Below are 17,247 nucleotides of genomic sequence, written 5' to 3' on the forward strand. Positions count from 1 at the left end.
TTTTTCTAGCCATTCAAACAGATTGGGTACAGAATAAGTTGGTAAAATTTGCCACCAATAAAATTAGCAAGGCACTTGAAACTGAAGTCAGCATTAAACGAGTAAGTATTTCGTTTTTCAGCAAACTAAGTCTGGATGGCACCCTTATAAAAGACCTAAAAAAAGACACTGTTCTTTATGCTGGCAGTTTAAAAGTCAATATTACGGATTGGTTTTTCTTAAAAGAAAGGGCGGAACTAAAATATGTAGGATTAGAAAACGCCATAATCAAATTACAAAGGAGCGATTCAATTTGGAATTATCAATTTATTGCTGATTATTTTAGTACACCTTCAATTTCTAAAAAGAAAAAGAAATCATTTGAGTTGAATCTAAAAAAAGTTGACCTAAAGAATGTTCATTTTTTTCAAAACGATTTATGGATTGGCTCACAAAATACCATTAAAGTTGGGGCCTTAATAATTGACGCAGATAAAATAGATTTTATCAAGCATCAATATTTGATAAATGAAGTCATAATTACTAAACCATCTGTAATACTTCAAAATTTAGAAGGATTAAGGCCTTCTAAATTAAAGCGGATTACCCCTTACTACAATGGCAAGGAAATGTATTTTAACGAAGCAGGCATAGGTGTTAAAGTTAAAAGGATTCAAATCAAAAACGGGTCATTATTTATTGAAGGAAACACCAATCAAGCAAGAAAAGGATTTGACGAATCGCATATTGAGCTTTTTAATTTAGAAGGTGTAATGTCTTTTGAAATGCGCAAAGACACTATGTTATCTAAGGCCAATTTGAGCGTAAAAGACCGAAGTGGATTTGAATTGAAAAAATTAGCAGCTAATATTCGATTCACTCCACAAATAATGGAGTTTAGGAATTTAGACTTACAAACCAATAAAAGCAAGCTAGGCAATTACTATGCTATGCTCTACAAAGATTTCAACAAAGATTTTGCCGACTATATTAATAAGGTAAAAATGGTTGCGCAATTTTCGAATTCAAAAATCCATAGTGATGATATTGCCTATTTCGCCAATGAATTAAAAGGCTGGAATAAACAATTGCAATTAGGAGGAAATTTTGTTGGCACCGTTTCAGACTTTAAAGTTTCTGCTCTAAATGCAAGTATTGGAGCGAATACCCAACTGAATGGTAATTTAACCATGAAGGGATTACCCAATATTAATACCACACAGATTGATTTTAGTAATGGAACGCTATCAACCAATGCCTACGATTTAGGGATTTTTATTCCAGCAATGAAAGGTATCATTAATCCAGACTTAGCGGCATTAGGGAGTATCATTTATAGAGGAAATTTTAAGGGTAGCATTCAGAATTTCAATACCTCTGGTGTTTTTTCCACCAAATTAGGTGGAGTACAAACCAATATTAGTTTAGTCTTACCCAATAAAGGAGAGCCCAGTTTTGATGGCTTTATGAGTACGAAGCGATTTGATCTTGGAAAGTTTTTAAAAGTAGACTCATTAGGTTTAATCAATTTTAGTGGCAAATTAACAGGAAGTAGTTTTAATATAGACCGATTAAAGACCAAGTTTGATGGAGTGGTTCATTCTGTTGAGTACAATAATTATTTGTATTCGAATATTATTGCAAATGGAACCATTCAAAGAAAATCATTTAATGGGGAATTGGAGATTGACGATCCTAACTTAGGGTTTACCAGCAATGTAGAAGTAGATTTTAGTAAAGAAGAGCCTCTTTTTAATATTGTGGGAGACTTATCAAAAGCTGATTTACATGCACTAAAATTAATCAAAGATGAAATTAAAATAGCTGGACTGCTAGATGTTAATTTCACCGGTAGTAATGTTGACCAATTTATAGGCTCAGCTAAATTATTAAATGCCAGTATACAAAATCCCAATACGAGTATACAATTTGACTCACTAAATATAAGTTCATCTTATCGTGATTCAATTAAAACGATACATGTAGGCAGTAATGATTTTAATGCAACAATAGAAGGAAAATTTAATATTAAAGAGTTACCCTCCAGTTTTCAAGCTTTTTTACATAACTATTATCCTGCTTATGTAAAATCTCCATTAAATACCCCAAAAAATCAGCAATTCAATTTTAGCGTTAATAGCTTTTATATAGAACCATATTTTAAAATTTTCACCAATAGGATTAGTGGATTTAACGATGTTAATTTTAAAGGTTCAATTGATACCAGAAATGTTGCGTTGAGTGTTAGTGCCTATATCCCCTATGGAAAATACGACCAATATGCAGCAACAGGTTTTCAACTAGATGGCAAAGGCGACTTTGACTCTTTGGCTATTACAACCAACATTAAAAATATTGAAATCAGTGATAGTTTAAATTTACCTAATTCTGTTATTAATATTACGTCTGCTAATGACCATTCGATCGTATCAATTAATACTAGTGCCAATAGCACACTAGATGATGCAGCATTATTAGCCGACCTATATACTTTAGAAGATGGCGTTAGGGTTCAGTTTAAGCCTTCGAGTTTTGTATTAAATGAAAAACGCTGGTCTATTGAAGAAAAAGGAGAACTAATTGTTAGAAAAAATTTATTGCGTGCAAACAACCTTAAATTTTCTCAAGGAGACTTCCAAGAAATTGCGGTTGAAACCGAAGAAGAAGATGGGGGAAATACGAGCAACCTAATTGTAAAATTGAAAAATATAATTTTAGGAGATATTACTTCCCTTTTCATGAAAAAAGAGACTTTGGAAGGAGTAGTAAGCGGAGAGGTAAAATTGTCTGATTTTTTTGGCCAATTTATAGCAGACGCCAAATTAAAAGCAACTGAATTTACTTATGAACAAGACTCAATTGGAGTGGTAGAAATTGATGCTTCCTATGACAGCAAATCTGGTTTAATTCCATTTAAAGTAAAATCTCCAAATACCAACTATGATTTAATAGCAGATGGATCATACAACACTAAAGACACAACAGGAAATTCTTTCAATACGAATATTCAATTAAATGAAACTAAGATTGATATTATAGAAAGTTTACTTAGTGGCCTTTTCAGCAATTTAAGTGGTATTGCAAAAGGAAATTTGCAAATTAGTGGAGACTTGAACGCTCCCCAATTGATTGGAGATATAAGTTTAAGAAATGCAGGTCTTAAAGTCGAATTTACTCAAGTTGAATATAAAATAGATTCAGCAGAACTTAAGTTTAGAGATGATGGAATAGACTTTGGCAGATTCACAATTAAAGATATTTATGGGAACACTGGTTTGGTAAATGGCAAATTAATAGAAAAGGGATTTAAGAATATGGCTTTTGATTTTGATCTCAGAACAGATAAGTTATTGATGATTGATACCAAAGCTAAAGACAATGAACAGTTTTACGGAAAAGCAATTGGAAAAGCATCTTTAAGTTTTAAGGGTCCTGAGTCAGATTGCAGAATGACCATTATAGCAGAAGCCAATGACAGTTCACATATTACCATCCCAAATAAGCAAAGCAAAGAAAGTGGTTCAGCAGATTTTATTGTTTTTAAAACCTATGGAACAGAATTAGCATCAACAGGTAAAAAAAGCAATTTCAATTTAACAGTAGACCTTGATGTAACAGCAAATAACAAAGTATTAATAGATGTTGTTTTAGATGAAATCAACGGAGATATAATTAAAGCAGTTGGAAATGGGAGATTAATTATTAAAGCAGGAACGATTGAACCTTTAACTATAAAAGGAAGGTATAATATAGAAAGGGGTAATTATGATTTCAACTTTCAATCCTTATTAAAAAAACCATTTGAACTCTTACCCAATTCTAACAACTACATTGAATGGAATGGCGATCCTTTCAAAGCTTTTATGAGCATTGATGCCCAGTATACTGCGGAGAGAATTTCCTTATCCGATTTAATAGGGAACAATATTTTTAGCGGATCAGTTAAGGGATACAGAGGAGACGTATATGTAATTGCTGAATTAAGAAATCAATTGAGCAAACCCGACATTGGATTTAGATTAGATTTCCCTCAAGGAAGCCCGGTTAAAAACGACAATGAGTTCGCGGCATTCTTAAATAGAATACAAAGAGACGAGAATGAAATATTAAAACAAGTATCATTTCTAATTGTGTTTGGCACATTTGCCCCCCCAGGAGAGTTTAGCAATAGAAGTGGCAGTAATCCCTATAATATTAGTTCTTTAGGAATTAATACATTGTCACAGGTATTAACAAATGAAGTAAATAAAGCACTCTCTGGTTTATTATACAAATTAACGGGAGATAGAAGTTTACGTTTTGACCTAGGTGCTTCTTTGTACAATAGCTCTAGTATTTTTGGGACTACCGGAGGCAATGTTCAATCCAATAGTAGTGTATTAGATCGATCTAGGGTAAATTTCAAATTCGGTAAAAGTTTCTTAAATAATAATGTAACGGTCACTTTTGGTGGAGACCTAGACTTTAATTTAGGTGCAAGTTCAAGTGTTCAAAATGGTAATTTCCAATGGTTACCAGACTTGAATATTGAAATCGTTTTAACCAAAGACCGTAAACTAAGAGCAATTATTTTTAATAAGAATAGCTTAGATATTAGTGGCTCTAATTTTGGGAGACGTAATAGAACAGGGGCAAGTATATCTTACCGTAGAGATTTTGAAAAGCTATGGGGCAATAAGGAAAAAGAAATTATGATTCAATCACCCGTTCAAAAAAATTAATGGATTAATGGATTTGGAATTTTAATGCAGTCCTTCAACTGGTAAACATAAAAATACCTAACAACACCCCCACCCCTTTGCTGCAAAAGTTTTTCTGGTTTTTGAATGGTTTTAAAATAAGCTCCATAAGCATCCGTTACATTTAAAGGTAAATTAGAGGGAACAATTGCATAAGCATCCATTCCTAATCTTAATGTAGGTCGCTCTTTGTTTAACCAAGCAAACTGATGAAGGTCTTGTAACTGACCAATACCTATTAATGGCATATTCAATGGTCTAGAAATATAAAATTCTAAATGTCCCCCTGGAAACCATTTATTAGTAAGTAGCACCGCATTTTTATTCATCTCACCATTTTGAACATCATCTGTTACCATCAGCTTAAAGTTTTCACCCAAATTTTTCCAGCCTGAAAGATCAAGAGTAGGACAATACTCTCCATAAGACTCAGGAGACTTTGAGCCAAAATTGACAGGAGAAAATTGAACAGCCCCAATTGCAACAACTAAAACAGCAAATACCAACGCAAAAGCTATTTTAAAAATGAATGGAAAAAAGACTGGTTTACCTTGTTCAAACCAACAAGCAACAAAAAAATAGAGTGGAATATAGGCAGGCCCCGACCAGTGTGGTAATGTAGGATTAAATAAAGCAATGCCCCAAAAGATGAATAGCATGGGCAAACTCATACAAATTAACCAGGTACCAATTCGATTTAACTTAAATCTGAATTTTTTTAATAAAAAAAACACAACGGCAGTCCAAACCAATACAAATACAATTGGATTTTGGTAAAGTAATTCTCCCCCAATCTCCTGAAAAAATGAATCTATTTGAATACCCGTATTGCTGACTCTTTCAGAATGAAAACGATAGGTAATAAAGTCGTATTCAATGTTCCAATATAAAATGGGGGTTAAACATAAAATGGTTATTAAAGCAGCAATATATAAACGTGGATTACTCAACCAATCTCTTTTTTGAATCAGAATAAATAATCCAAAACCGGCCCATAAAAACAATGCATGTACTTTACAGAGCGCAGCTAATCCAATGACAAGACCCAATAATATCCATATACTCCAATTATTTTGATCAGCCTTTCGAAGTATTAAATGCCCCATAATATATAAAGCTCCAGTCCAGAAAGGCATTTGAGGAGAATCGGGCAAAACAAAAAAACCAGCTATAAAGCCAGTGTAAATGGATGCAGAATATAAAATAGCTGCATACCATCCCATTCGCTCACTTGATAAAAGCTTCCCTATTTTAAAAATGAACCAAGTTGAAATGGCGTATGAAATGATACTACCTAAGCGAAGAGATATCTCTGAAGCCCAAAAGCCATTAAGACTAAATAAACGCATCATCCATCCCACCATTGGAGGATGATCAAAATAATTCCAATCAGGTCTGAGCAAATAAGTCCAATAATATACTTCATCGTTGCCTAACTCTAAAAATGGAGCCAAGAACAATTTAATTATTATGTTTATACCTATCAGGTATAATACAGGCTTAGTATAAGATTTGGCCAACAGCATGGGAGGCTGGATAATTTAAGTACAAAAGTACATAAAAAAGAGGGGATCGGTTTTTAAGCCAATTGGTCCTGTAAAAACCAACTGATGGCTAAATCATACCCTTTCAATCCAAGTCCTGCGATAGTACCAACTGCTTTAGCAGAAATATGGGAGAGTTTTCTAAAATCTTCCCTCGCATGAATATTACTGATATGCACTTCAATAACAGGAACCGTAATAGCCGCAATAGCATCCCCGATAGCAACACTGGTATGCGTATAACCACCTGGATTGATAATAATTCCGTCTGAATTAAAACCGTATAATTGCAAAGCATCAATTAATTCTCCTTCAATATTCGATTGAAAATGCACTAATTGAATTGCAGGATATTTTGCTTGAAGTTGAGCAAAAAAAATATCGAATGATACATTTCCGTACACTTCAGGCTCCCGCTTACCCAGCAGATTTAAATTAGGTCCATTGATGATGGCTATTTTCATATATTGAATTTACTGCATCATTTCAACAAAACGATCAAATAAATATCGGCTATCATGAGGACCAGGCGTACTTTCAGGATGGTATTGAACACTAAAAGCAGGACGATCTTTCAATCTAATTCCTTCAATGGAGTCATCATTCAAATTCACGTGCGTGACTTCTACATTGGGATGATTTTTGACTGCAATAGGATCAACCCCAAAACCGTGGTTCTGGGTAGTTATTTCGCACTGACCTGTAATTATATTTTTTACTGGATGATTAAGACCTCTATGTCCGTGGTGCATTTTAAAGGTTGGAATATCATTAGCCAAGGCTAATAATTGATGCCCCAAACAAATACCAAAAACAGGCTTATTTTCGGCTAAAATAGCTTTGACTGTAGTAACCGCATAAGGCATAGCGGCAGGATCACCAGGACCGTTTGAAATAAAATAACCATTGGGATTAAACTCTTTCAGCCTACTGAAAGGAGTTTTAGCAGGATGCACTCGAATATGCGCTCCTCTATCAACTAAGCATTGTAAAATATGTTTTTTCACACCAAAGTCTAACACAGCTACTTTAACGGATGAACTTTCATCCCCCATTTCATATTCAACAGGTGTACTAACTGTGCTTGCCAGTTCTTGTCCATCCATATTGGGAACAGCTTTCAATTGTTCCTTCAACTGCTCAACTGAAATAGCTTCAGAAGAAATAATGCAATTCATTGCACCCTCTGTTCTAATATGTGCAACCAATGCCCTCGTATCGATCCCATCAATTGAAACAATATTATTATCTACTAAATAAGCATTCAAGTCTTGATTAGCTTGATGTCTACTAAATTGTTCTTCTAAATTTCTGGCAATTAAGCCGTGAATTTTAACTGAACTACTTTCTACATCTGTATCTTTTACTCCATAGTTCCCAATATGAACCGTATTCATAATAAGGACCTGACCTGTATAACTTGGATCAGTGAATACTTCTTGGTATCCAGTCATTCCTGTGTTAAAACAAATTTCGCCAGTTGCAGTACCTATTTTACCAAAGGATAAACCATGAAAAACATGACCGTCTGCGAGAACTAATATTGCGGGTTTTCTAGAAGTAGTAGACTGTGGCATAGTAGCTTTTATGAGTGCAAAAGAAAATCAATTTTATTAAAAAAACCAATGAAGTTGCTAACATTGATTTTATGAAAAAAGGCAAAACCGAAACGATTTTGCCTTTTATTTTTAATACCACTTCATATATTATTCAGCGGTTTTTTCTTCAGTTGAAGTAGCTTCTGGAGCAACTACAGTTTCTTCGTTTTCCGCTTTTTTAGGAGCGCGACTACGACGAGTTTTCTTAGCAGGCTCGGTTGCAGTAGCAACAGATTTACCGTAAATTTCATTGAAATCTACTAATTCAATCATTGCTTTTTCTGCGTTGTCACCCGGACGAATACCGAGTTTCAAAATACGAGTGTAACCACCCGGACGTGAAGCAACTTTAGGACCTACAACAGTAAAAAGTTCTTTCACTGCAGCTTTATCTTGTAACTCAGCAAATACTAAGCGGTGATTGTGACTGATCTGTGTTGCAGAATCATTCTTTTTAGTCTTAGTAATCAATGGCTCAACATAAGTTCTTAATGCTTTAGCTTTTGCTAAAGTAGTAACAATACGCTTATGCGTGATTAATTGGCTTGCAAGGTTTTGCAATAACGCTACTCTATGTGCCTTTTTACGGCCTAGGTTGTTGATTTTGTCTCCGTGACGCATGACATTTAAGTTTTATCTCCACACCGTGTCAGGATATGTGGAGGGTGTTCTTCCGAAAAATTCAGAAAAACGTGATGAATTAATTATCTAAATTATCTAGTCCAAGTTTACCAAGATCCATTCCGAAGCTTAGTCCTCTCTCTGTTAAAACTTGTTCAATTTCAGATAGAGATTTCTGACCAAAGTTTCTAAACTTCATCAAATCTTCTTGCTCATACTGAACCAATTCGCTCAAGCTGTTAATTTTAGCAGCTTTCAAGCAATTGAATGCACGTACAGAAAGATCTAAATCTTCTAGAGGAGTCTTTAATACTTTACGCAATTGTAACACGTGCTCATCTACTACATCTTCTTTCTTATCTTCTTTGTTGTCAAAAGTGATGTTTTCATCAGTAATGATCATCAAATGTTGAATAAGAATACGAGAAGCTTGCTTAACAGCATCTTCAGGATGAATAGTACCATCGGTAGCCACATCTAAGATTAATTTCTCGTAATCGGTTCTTTGTTCTACACGATAGTTCTCAATGGCGTATTTAACGTTCTTGATTGGTGTGTGAATAGAATCGATAGCGATATAACCAAATGGAGCATCTTTAACTTTATTTTCTTCAGCTGGAACATAGCCACGACCTCTTGCGATAGTCAATTCAATGTCTAGCTTAGCGGTAGGATCCATAGTACAGATCAACAAATCTGGATTCATTACTTGGAAACTAGGAGACTGCTCTCCTATCATTCCTGCAGTGAATTCGCTGCGACCTTTAATAGACAAGTTAATTTTTTCAGAAGTCAACTCAATTTCTGCGTTTCTTTTAAAACGAACCTGCTTTAGGTTAAGGATCATTTCAGTAACGTCTTCTGTGATGCCTTTGATAGTCGCAAATTCATGGTCTACACCATCAATTTTGATTCCTACAATAGCATAACCTTCTAATGAACTCAACAGTACTCTGCGAAGTGCATTACCAATGGTTAAACCGTATCCTGGCTCAAGAGGGCGAAATTCAAACTGACCTTCAAAATCAGTTGCTTTCTGAAGAACGATTTTGTCTGGCTTTTGGAAGCTTAATATTGCCATTTTAAAACGTGTTTTACTTATTAGGTGAATAGAAAAAATTACTTAGAGTACAATTCTACGATCAACTGCTCCTTAATGTTCTCAGGAACGTGCTCGCGCTCTGGCATAGTAATGAACGTACCTTTCTTCTCAGTTTCGTTCCAATCTAACCAGCCAAACTTAGGGTTCTTACCACGGGTTTTGCTAGTAATGCCAGAATTGTCAGCACTTTTAGGACGATAAGCAATAATATCCCCTGGCTTACAAGTGTAAGAAGGTACATTCATGATTTCGCCGTTAACAGTAATATGTTTATGGTTAACTAACTGACGCGCTTCAGGGCGACTAGCAGTTAATCCCATACGGAATACTGTATTATCTAAACGTGCTTCTAATAATTTAATCAGGTTTTCACCGGTAACACCTTTTAAACGCTGAGCTTCTTCAAAAGTCTTACGGAACTGGCGCTCCAATACACCATAAGTGTATTTAGCTTTTTGTTTTTCTCTTAACTGTAGTGCGTATTCGCCTAAAGTTTTGCGTTTGCGGGCAGCACCATGCTGTCCGGGAGGGTTTGAGTTTTTACCTAACCACTTTGCGTTTCCTAAAATAGGTTCGCCAAAGATTCTGGAGATTTTGGTCTTAGGACCTGTGTAACGTGCCATAGTTTAAATTTTCATTTCGATTTTTTTAGAATTCGTTGCTTCGATCGGTTAAAAATCGTAAAAAATGAATCGGGCAACCTTTTGATAAATGAAACCTTGTGGCTCAATATTATTTCCACTACCCCTATTGGGGCTTAGGGTTGTTATACTCTTCTTTGTTTTGGAGGACGACAACCATTGTGTGGCATAGGAGTAACGTCTTTAATAGAAGTAACTTCAATACCTGATTGTGCAATAGAGCGAATAGCTCCTTCACGTCCTGCACCTGGTCCTTTAACAAATACATCAACACGCTTTAAGCCCGCATCCAATGCAACTTTAGCAGCATCAGCAGCAGCCATTTGTGCAGCGTACGGAGTGTTCTTTTTAGAACCTTTGAAACCCATTTTACCAGCACTGCTCCAGCTAATTACTTGACCGGTTTTGTTGGTAAAACTGATAATGATGTTGTTGAAAGTAGCAGAGATTCTAACCTCACCGGCTGCATCTACTTTTACTACTCTTTTCTTGGCAGCAGCTTTTGCACTGTTCTGCGCTTTTTGTGGTTTAGCCATTTTTGCTTTTTTAGGTAGTCTTCCCCAAGGGGATGGTTAAAAAAAATCCGTTGTTACGGAACCTTTGCATCTCCCTCTCCTAATTAGAAGAGATCCAATACAAAGGATTTATTTATGTAAGAAAGCCCGAAGCGATTACTTCGGGCTAACTATTTATTTTTTAGCAGCTTTCTTTTTGCCAGCAACTGTTTTACGTTTACCTTTTCTTGTACGGCTATTAGTTTTGGTTCTTTGGCCACGAACAGGAAGTCCTTTACGATGACGTAATCCTCTGTAACAAGCAATATCTAACAAACGCTTGATACTCATAGACACTTCACTTCTAAGTGCACCTTCTACCTTAAACTCATTGTTAATGATATTACGGATAGCAGTCTGCTCTTCGTCGTTCCATTGGTTTACTTTCTTATCAAAGTCAATACCCGCTTTTTCAAGGATATACTGAGCTGTTGAACGTCCAATACCAAAAATGTAGGTTAAACCAATCTCACCTCTTTTGTTTTTTGGCAAATCAATACCGGCAATACGAGCCATATTATAGTTGTTTTATGCTGTTAATTTGATTAATCGAATTACCCTTGACGCTGCTTAAAGCGAGGATTCTTTTTGTTAATCACAAATAATTTACCCTTGCGCTTCACGATCTTACAATCGGCACTGCGTTTTTTAATGGAAGCTCTTACTTTCATTGTTTGGTTGTTTAACTGTTATATTCCTGTTACGTTCCGTTTCTTTAAATTATTCAGCTACTTATTTGTATCTGAAAATGATTCTTCCTCTACTCAAATCATAAGGGCTCATTTCAACCCCTACTTTATCCCCTGGCAAAATTCGGATATAGTGCATCCGCATCTTTCCTGAAATAGTGGCCAATATTTCATGACCGTTCTCTAATTTAACCCTGAACATAGCATTACTTAATGCTTCCAGAATTACTCCGTCTTGTTTAATCAATGGTTGTTTCGACATACTATTTTTGGGGCTGCAAAGATATTAGAATACAACCGAATTATGAAAAATAAGGGGAAAAAACTCTTGAAAATGTGGAAAAAAATTAAAAAAAATAGGTTTTCCACAGCCTTAAAGGCCAAATCTAACCATTTTCAACTGCAAAATTATGAAAAACGCCAGCAGTTGAGTGCCAGCGTTTAATTTTTTGATAGACTAAAATTGAATATTAAAATGACTATTTCAGCTGAATAGTTCACTTTTACATTGGATCCCTAGTTAAATGAATTTTTACCATATCATGGTATTGATTTTGTAACTGATGTACAAAGTGAACATTTGGATGATGCCTTCTGTCTTCTCTGTACCACATTTCAATAGAAGAAAAATCTCCTGCTTTTGGTGTTACCAGCCTAAAAGCGCCTTTAGAATACTTCACAGAGCCATCATCTGAACCCTGTTTAGAAAATTGAAGGTTTAGGAGCGCATTTTCATCCAAAGGAATAGGATGTAGATGATCAGTAGAAAACCAAAACTCTTGAACGGATGTAAGTAAACACACTTGCTTTTCATCCCCATTTAACCTGGTTACTTCTCCTTCCCATAGCTTGCCTTCAAACTCACCCATCATGTAATCTCCAATTTTGATGTCGTTGAATTTAATCATATAGCAATCGTTTAAGCCATAAGTTAAGGATTTTTTGGGATTATTCTGCCCAACTCATCGTATAACCTTGATTTTCGATTCGCAAAGCTTCTTCAGTTAATTGTAACGGATGAAAAGTATCTACCATCACTGCCAACTCATGGGTTTCCTTTTTCCCAATACTTTTTTCTACAGACCCGGGATGAGGCCCATGTGGAATACCTGCAGGATGAAGGGTAATCATCCCCCTCGTAACATTCTTCCGACTCATAAAATCTCCATCTACATAATACAATACTTCGTCACTATCAATATTACTATGATTATATGGAGCAGGAATTGCATTGGGGTGATAATCATATAAACGAGGACAAAAACTACATACAACAAAATTATGTGCATCAAATGTTTGATGAACAGGAGGAGGTTGATGAACACGACCAGTAATTGGTTCAAAATCATGAATACTAAAAATATAAGGGTAGCAGCATCCATCCCAACCTATTACATCAAAAGGATGTGTTCCGTAATGTAACCCGTATAAAACTCCTTTCTTTTTAGTTTTTATTAAGAAATCTCCTTTTTCATCTATAGTTACCAAATTCTCTGGCCCTCTAATATCACGTTCGCAATAAGGCGAGTGTTCCAATAATTGACCATGTCTACTTAAATATCTTTTAGGGTATCTAAATGGGCTAAAGCTTTCAACTATAAATAAACGGTTTTCAGGCGTATCAAAATGAATCTGATAAATTGTACCTCTAGGAATTACAATATAATCGCCGTAAGAAAAAGAAAGTTGACCATATTGGGTTAACAACTTGCCTGTTCCTTCATGAATAAAAATTAATTCGTCTGCATCCGCATTCTTATAAAAATAACTGGTTAAACTTTGCTGAGGTGCGGCCAGTACAATATGACAGTCGTTGTTAACCAGAACTGCCTTTCGACTATTTAAATAGTCTGCTTCAGGTATTACATTAAAACCTTCAAAGCTTCTATGCTTTAACATTTTCTCTTCCGCTACTTTAGGAGCAACTACAATTGGTTCATCAGTATGAATGATTTGAGTTGGCGGATGAATATGATATAACAAGCTATAATCGTCGTTAAACCCTTCTGTAGAAAACAATTGCTCAGAATACAAGCCTCCATCTGGCTTTCTAAACTGTGTATGACGCTTATGGGGAACTTCACCTAATTTAATATAATGAGGCATGATTTTTTATTTAAATCTTAACTGCAATTATGCACCTGGGAAAAGTGGTCTTCCAATAATTTCTCCACGGAAAGGCCAAGGAACGCCTGCCAACAATAATAAAGCAGCGATCAAGAAAAAATAAAATGCTTTTTTATATTTTACTTCATCTGCTACTGATTTCTTTGCCATTCCATGGGCAAGGGTAATAAAGAGGATAGCGCCAATCATTGTTATTGGGTGTTCCATCCAAAAGAAACGATAGAACTTATCTTTCATGAAAGAAGTTCCTTCTGGCAATGTAGTAGTAAAAATACCATACCTACCCAAAGCAACTTGATACAAACCCAATAGAAGGGTGATATGAGAAGCAATCATGGTAAATAACCATGTTTTTTTATCCCCTGCAGCAAATACTTTTTTTGATGTCCACCCGGTATATGCTTTTACTAATGAAATCAATAACAACACAACAATAACCCAACGAAGTAAATTATGAAGATGTACAAATCCTGTTTGCATAAAAAATATTTTAAGCAGCAAGATACAACAGAAATGGTTTACGCTTGCGCGTAAACCACTCTAACCAAACAAACAAACAAACAAATTTTCCTATTGCTTAACCCAATCTGCTACAAACAAATTGGTGTCTCGAGTACCCCCATTATTTCTGTTAGAACCAAATACAATTCGCTTCCCATTAGGACTTACCATAGGGAAAGCATCGAAACCTTGGTCTCTACTGATCTTTTGTTTATTATTCCCGTCTAGATCAACTAAATACATATTAAAGGGGAAACCTCTTTTATATTCATGATTACTAGAAATAATAATCCCTTTACTATCCGGAGTAAAATTGGGAGCCCAATTGGCTTGCCCCCAACTAGTGATTTGTTTGGCGTTTGATCCATCCGCATCAGCAACCCAAACTTCCATATTGGTAGGAGCCACCAAACCTTCTTTCAACAATTCTTTATATTCTTTTATTTCAGCATCCGTTTTAGGTCTGCTTGCACGCCAAACAATTTTCTTCCCATCAGGACTAAACCAAGCACCTCCATCATACCCTAAATCGGTTGTTATTTGTTTTTCTTTACCCGAAGCCAAGTCCATTATATATAATTCTAGATCACCACTTTTATCACTACAATAAATCATCTTTTTTCCATCATAAGAAAGTGTTGCTTCTGCATCATATCCTTTTGCATTCGTTAACTTTTTTACGATTTTCCCATTTAAATCGGCCATGTAAATATCGTAGCTACTATACAAGGGCCATATATACTTGTTGCCATATTTTGTTCTATCTGGTACTGGCGGACAATCGCTCCCTCCTTCATGCGTAGAAGCATAAATAATATGCTTCCCATCAGGCATAAAATAAGCACAGGTAGACCTTCCCTTTCCTGTTCCAACTAATTTATATTCAAATTTTTCTCCCAATTTGGTCGGAACTTTACCCACAAAAATTTGATCGCAATTAATCCCTTCTTTTGGATTCGTTCTTTGAAAAACAATATGCTTGCTATCAAAACTCCAATAAGCTTCCGCATTGTCTCCTCCAAAAGTCAACTGTTGTACATTTTTGAAATATTTTTCTCCTTCGAAACGAAGCGTATCTCCTGGTACAGTAGGCACAGAAGTCATAGCCGGTTGAGCCATCGCAGCTGAAGCCATTAAAAGACTGGAAAAGACAATGATAATTTTTTTCATATTTAAAGAATGATTCGCAAAATTAGTTTGAACGATGCTTAATTTTGTCAGGAAACTGTCACAGAATACAAGGTTTTTAGAAATTCCTTATAAAAGAATATACTTTTGCAACATCGGTAACAAGGCTCTAAAGATCAATTCATTTAAATTTAATTCATGCCCATAATAGCCCCTTCCCTCTTAAGTGCAAATTTTTTGAATTTAGCAGAAGACTGCGCCTTTTTAAATGAAAGCCAAGCAGATTGGTTTCATTTGGATGTGATGGATGGTAGATTCGTTCCTAATATTAGTTTTGGACTCCCAGTAATTAGTCATATTAGAACAGCCACTAAAAAAGTATGCGATGTGCATTTAATGATAGAAGAACCGGAAAAATATACTGTTGCTTTTAAAGAAGCAGGAGCAGATATTTTAACGGTTCATATTGAAGCTTGCAATCATTTACATAGAAATATTCAACAGATTAAATCATTAGGGATGAAAGCGGGTGTTGCAGTAAATCCGCATACTCCAGTGCATCTTTTACAAGATATTATTCAAGACCTAGACTTGGTTTGCTTAATGAGTGTGAATCCCGGTTTTGGTGGACAACATTTTATTCCACAAACCCTTGAAAAAATTAGGTCTTTAAAAAAATTAATTGTTGAAAAAAACAGCCATTGCCTCATTGAAATTGACGGCGGAGTGACCCTCGAAAATGCACCCAGTATTTTAGCAGCAGGCGCTGATGTATTAGTCGCTGGAAATACTGTCTTTAAGTCGAAAGACCCAGTTGCTACCATCGCCGCTTTGAAAGCCTTGTAAAGACAGATTAGGGAATCGTTAAACTTTATTCTTTCCACAACTGTTAATAAGAATCATTAGGATTTAAGTATTGCTATTTATTAAATTTGAGAAAGGCGATAATTAAATCCCCTGTTTTTAATTCTATCACTAAAACCGTAAAGATTGACAGAGACAATCATTAGCCTAGAGTCGGTAAACCCCATTGAATTTTTTGGCGTAAATAACGGCAAACTAGATTTACTTAAGAAAAAGTTCCCCTTACTAAAAATCTTATCGAGAGGCACTCAGTTAAAATTGAGCGGAGCACCCGAACAAATTGACACTGCCCGAGAAAAAATAGACTTAATTGTTCAGTATTTGCAGCGAAATGGACATTTAAGTGAAGGCTATTTTGAACAAATTTTAGGAGGAGATGATGCAGAAGCGGTAGATAATTTTATTGATCGTAATCCCAATGATATCTTGGTTTTTGGACCTAATGGAAAAACGGTTAGAGCAAGAACGCAAAATCAGAAAAAATTGGTACACGCTGCAGATAGAAACGATATTGTATTTGCAATAGGACCAGCGGGCACAGGTAAAACCTATACTGCTGTTGCATTAGCGGTAAGAGCACTTAAAAATAAAGTAGTTAAAAAAATCATTTTAACCCGACCTGCAGTAGAAGCTGGAGAAAGCTTAGGCTTCTTGCCTGGAGATTTAAAGGAAAAAATTGATCCATATTTAAGACCATTGTACGATGCACTAGACGATATGATACCAGCAGACAAATTGGGTTATTATATGAGTACTAGAACCATTGAAATAGCTCCATTAGCCTATATGAGAGGTAGAACATTAGACAATGCATTTATTATTTTAGATGAAGCCCAAAACACCAATGACCTCCAGTTAAAAATGTTCTTAACTAGAATTGGTGCGAATGCTAAAGCAATCATTACTGGAGACCCAACACAAATTGACTTACCAAGGAATATGCGCAGTGGATTAGATAAATCTACTCGAATCTTAAAGAATATAGATGGAATAGCGCATATAGAATTAACTGAAGAAGATGTAGTTAGACATCGATTGGTTAAAGCTATAATCAAGGCTTACGACAAAGAAAAAGAAAGGGAAGATGCTGAACATCCACCTCATCACAGATAAGTAAAAGGCGTCCAAGAGGGCGCCTTTTTAGTTCATCCCAAAAATCA

17 protein-coding genes are annotated in these 17,247 nt (G+C 35.4%); 3 read left to right on the forward strand and 14 right to left on the reverse strand.

What is annotated here, in order from left to right:
* The first annotated feature begins 38 nt into the window (after positions 1–38).
* Positions 39–4,700 carry a translocation/assembly module TamB domain-containing protein gene (locus tag ACTIEI_RS07590; protein ID WP_439505693.1) on the forward strand — a complete coding sequence of 1,554 codons (4,662 nt, stop codon included), beginning with the start codon at positions 39–41 and terminating at the stop codon, positions 4,698–4,700.
* Here the strand turns inward: ACTIEI_RS07590 and ACTIEI_RS07595 are convergent.
* From ACTIEI_RS07595 to ACTIEI_RS07660, 14 genes are all read right to left on the reverse strand, one after another.
* On the reverse strand, positions 4,697–6,172 hold the full coding sequence (locus tag ACTIEI_RS07595; RefSeq protein ID WP_439505694.1) for a glycosyltransferase family 39 protein: 1,476 nt from the start codon (positions 6,170–6,172) through the stop codon (positions 4,697–4,699). The two genes, ACTIEI_RS07590 and ACTIEI_RS07595, sit on opposite strands and share 4 nt — an antisense overlap.
* Positions 6,173–6,297: 125 nt before the next feature.
* The gene (aroQ, locus tag ACTIEI_RS07600; RefSeq protein ID WP_439505695.1) at positions 6,298–6,726 is read right to left on the reverse strand and encodes a type II 3-dehydroquinate dehydratase; all 429 of its coding nucleotides are present in this window, start codon (positions 6,724–6,726) and stop codon (positions 6,298–6,300) included.
* Between the two features lie 9 nt (positions 6,727–6,735).
* Positions 6,736–7,839: a glutamine-hydrolyzing carbamoyl-phosphate synthase small subunit gene (gene carA, locus ACTIEI_RS07605; RefSeq protein ID WP_439505696.1), complete on the reverse strand. Its 1,104-nt coding sequence runs from the start codon at positions 7,837–7,839 to the stop codon at positions 6,736–6,738.
* A 129-nt stretch (positions 7,840–7,968) separates the two neighbouring features.
* On the reverse strand, positions 7,969–8,481 hold the full coding sequence (gene rplQ, locus ACTIEI_RS07610) for a 50S ribosomal protein L17 (protein ID WP_439505697.1): 513 nt from the start codon (positions 8,479–8,481) through the stop codon (positions 7,969–7,971).
* Positions 8,482–8,560: 79 nt separating this feature from the next.
* A complete protein-coding gene (locus ACTIEI_RS07615; RefSeq protein WP_439505698.1) occupies positions 8,561–9,562 on the reverse strand; it encodes a DNA-directed RNA polymerase subunit alpha in 1,002 nt (333 codons plus the stop codon).
* A 38-nt stretch (positions 9,563–9,600) separates the two neighbouring features.
* On the reverse strand, positions 9,601–10,206 hold the full coding sequence (gene rpsD, locus ACTIEI_RS07620; protein ID WP_295185610.1) for a 30S ribosomal protein S4: 606 nt from the start codon (positions 10,204–10,206) through the stop codon (positions 9,601–9,603).
* Between the two features lie 143 nt (positions 10,207–10,349).
* Positions 10,350–10,760 (reverse strand): 30S ribosomal protein S11, encoded by a 411-nt coding sequence (gene rpsK / locus ACTIEI_RS07625; protein WP_439505699.1) that lies wholly within the window; start codon positions 10,758–10,760, stop codon positions 10,350–10,352.
* A 153-nt stretch (positions 10,761–10,913) separates the two neighbouring features.
* A complete protein-coding gene (rpsM, locus tag ACTIEI_RS07630) occupies positions 10,914–11,294 on the reverse strand; it encodes a 30S ribosomal protein S13 (protein ID WP_026752041.1) in 381 nt (126 codons plus the stop codon).
* Positions 11,295–11,332: 38 nt separating this feature from the next.
* Positions 11,333–11,449 (reverse strand): type B 50S ribosomal protein L36, encoded by a 117-nt coding sequence (gene ykgO, locus ACTIEI_RS07635; protein ID WP_071790319.1) that lies wholly within the window; start codon positions 11,447–11,449, stop codon positions 11,333–11,335.
* Between the two features lie 61 nt (positions 11,450–11,510).
* Positions 11,511–11,729 carry a translation initiation factor IF-1 gene (gene infA / locus ACTIEI_RS07640; protein ID WP_026752042.1) on the reverse strand — a complete coding sequence of 73 codons (219 nt, stop codon included), beginning with the start codon at positions 11,727–11,729 and terminating at the stop codon, positions 11,511–11,513.
* Positions 11,730–11,970: 241 nt separating this feature from the next.
* On the reverse strand, positions 11,971–12,375 hold the full coding sequence (locus tag ACTIEI_RS07645; protein ID WP_439505700.1) for a hypothetical protein: 405 nt from the start codon (positions 12,373–12,375) through the stop codon (positions 11,971–11,973).
* A 40-nt stretch (positions 12,376–12,415) separates the two neighbouring features.
* Positions 12,416–13,573: a homogentisate 1,2-dioxygenase gene (locus ACTIEI_RS07650; protein WP_439505701.1), complete on the reverse strand. Its 1,158-nt coding sequence runs from the start codon at positions 13,571–13,573 to the stop codon at positions 12,416–12,418.
* Positions 13,574–13,600: 27 nt separating this feature from the next.
* Positions 13,601–14,074 (reverse strand): hypothetical protein, encoded by a 474-nt coding sequence (locus tag ACTIEI_RS07655; RefSeq protein ID WP_439505702.1) that lies wholly within the window; start codon positions 14,072–14,074, stop codon positions 13,601–13,603.
* Positions 14,075–14,164: 90 nt separating this feature from the next.
* On the reverse strand, positions 14,165–15,265 hold the full coding sequence (locus ACTIEI_RS07660) for a TolB family protein (protein ID WP_439505703.1): 1,101 nt from the start codon (positions 15,263–15,265) through the stop codon (positions 14,165–14,167).
* A 156-nt stretch (positions 15,266–15,421) separates the two neighbouring features.
* Between ACTIEI_RS07660 and rpe the strand changes: the two genes are divergently transcribed.
* Both rpe and ACTIEI_RS07670 read left to right on the forward strand, forming a co-directional pair.
* Complete coding sequence (rpe, locus tag ACTIEI_RS07665) at positions 15,422–16,069, forward strand: ribulose-phosphate 3-epimerase (protein ID WP_439505704.1); 648 nt, start codon at positions 15,422–15,424, stop codon at positions 16,067–16,069.
* 144 nt (positions 16,070–16,213) lie between these two features.
* Positions 16,214–17,200, forward strand: coding sequence for a PhoH family protein (locus tag ACTIEI_RS07670; protein WP_439505705.1), 987 nt, complete (start codon positions 16,214–16,216; stop codon positions 17,198–17,200).
* Positions 17,201–17,247 lie beyond the last annotated feature (47 nt).

This window comes from Sediminibacterium sp., from assembly GCF_051860225.1.
In the GTDB taxonomy this organism is placed as follows: Bacteria; Bacteroidota; Bacteroidia; order Chitinophagales; family Chitinophagaceae; genus Sediminibacterium.

Bases quoted from the DNA above. Each gene is read 5' to 3' on its own strand.
- ACTIEI_RS07645 (WP_439505700.1), bottom strand. From the start codon at position 12,375: ATGATTAAATTCAACGACATCAAAATTGGAGATTACATGATGGGTGAG.
- ykgO (WP_071790319.1), bottom strand. From the start codon at position 11,449: ATGAAAGTAAGAGCTTCCATTAAAAAACGCAGTGCCGATTGTAAGATC.
- infA (WP_026752042.1), bottom strand. From the start codon at position 11,729: ATGTCGAAACAACCATTGATTAAACAAGACGGAGTAATTCTGGAAGCA.
- rpsM (WP_026752041.1), bottom strand. From the start codon at position 11,294: ATGGCTCGTATTGCCGGTATTGATTTGCCAAAAAACAAAAGAGGTGAG.
- ACTIEI_RS07615 (WP_439505698.1), bottom strand. From the start codon at position 9,562: ATGGCAATATTAAGCTTCCAAAAGCCAGACAAAATCGTTCTTCAGAAA.
- aroQ (WP_439505695.1), bottom strand. From the start codon at position 6,726: ATGAAAATAGCCATCATCAATGGACCTAATTTAAATCTGCTGGGTAAG.
- ACTIEI_RS07660 (WP_439505703.1), bottom strand. From the start codon at position 15,265: ATGAAAAAAATTATCATTGTCTTTTCCAGTCTTTTAATGGCTTCAGCT.
- rpsD (WP_295185610.1), bottom strand. From the start codon at position 10,206: ATGGCACGTTACACAGGTCCTAAGACCAAAATCTCCAGAATCTTTGGC.
- ACTIEI_RS07650 (WP_439505701.1), bottom strand. From the start codon at position 13,573: ATGCCTCATTATATTAAATTAGGTGAAGTTCCCCATAAGCGTCATACA.
- carA (WP_439505696.1), bottom strand. From the start codon at position 7,839: ATGCCACAGTCTACTACTTCTAGAAAACCCGCAATATTAGTTCTCGCA.
- rpsK (WP_439505699.1), bottom strand. From the start codon at position 10,760: ATGGCTAAACCACAAAAAGCGCAGAACAGTGCAAAAGCTGCTGCCAAG.
- rpe (WP_439505704.1), top strand. From the start codon at position 15,422: ATGCCCATAATAGCCCCTTCCCTCTTAAGTGCAAATTTTTTGAATTTA.
- ACTIEI_RS07655 (WP_439505702.1), bottom strand. From the start codon at position 14,074: ATGCAAACAGGATTTGTACATCTTCATAATTTACTTCGTTGGGTTATT.
- rplQ (WP_439505697.1), bottom strand. From the start codon at position 8,481: ATGCGTCACGGAGACAAAATCAACAACCTAGGCCGTAAAAAGGCACAT.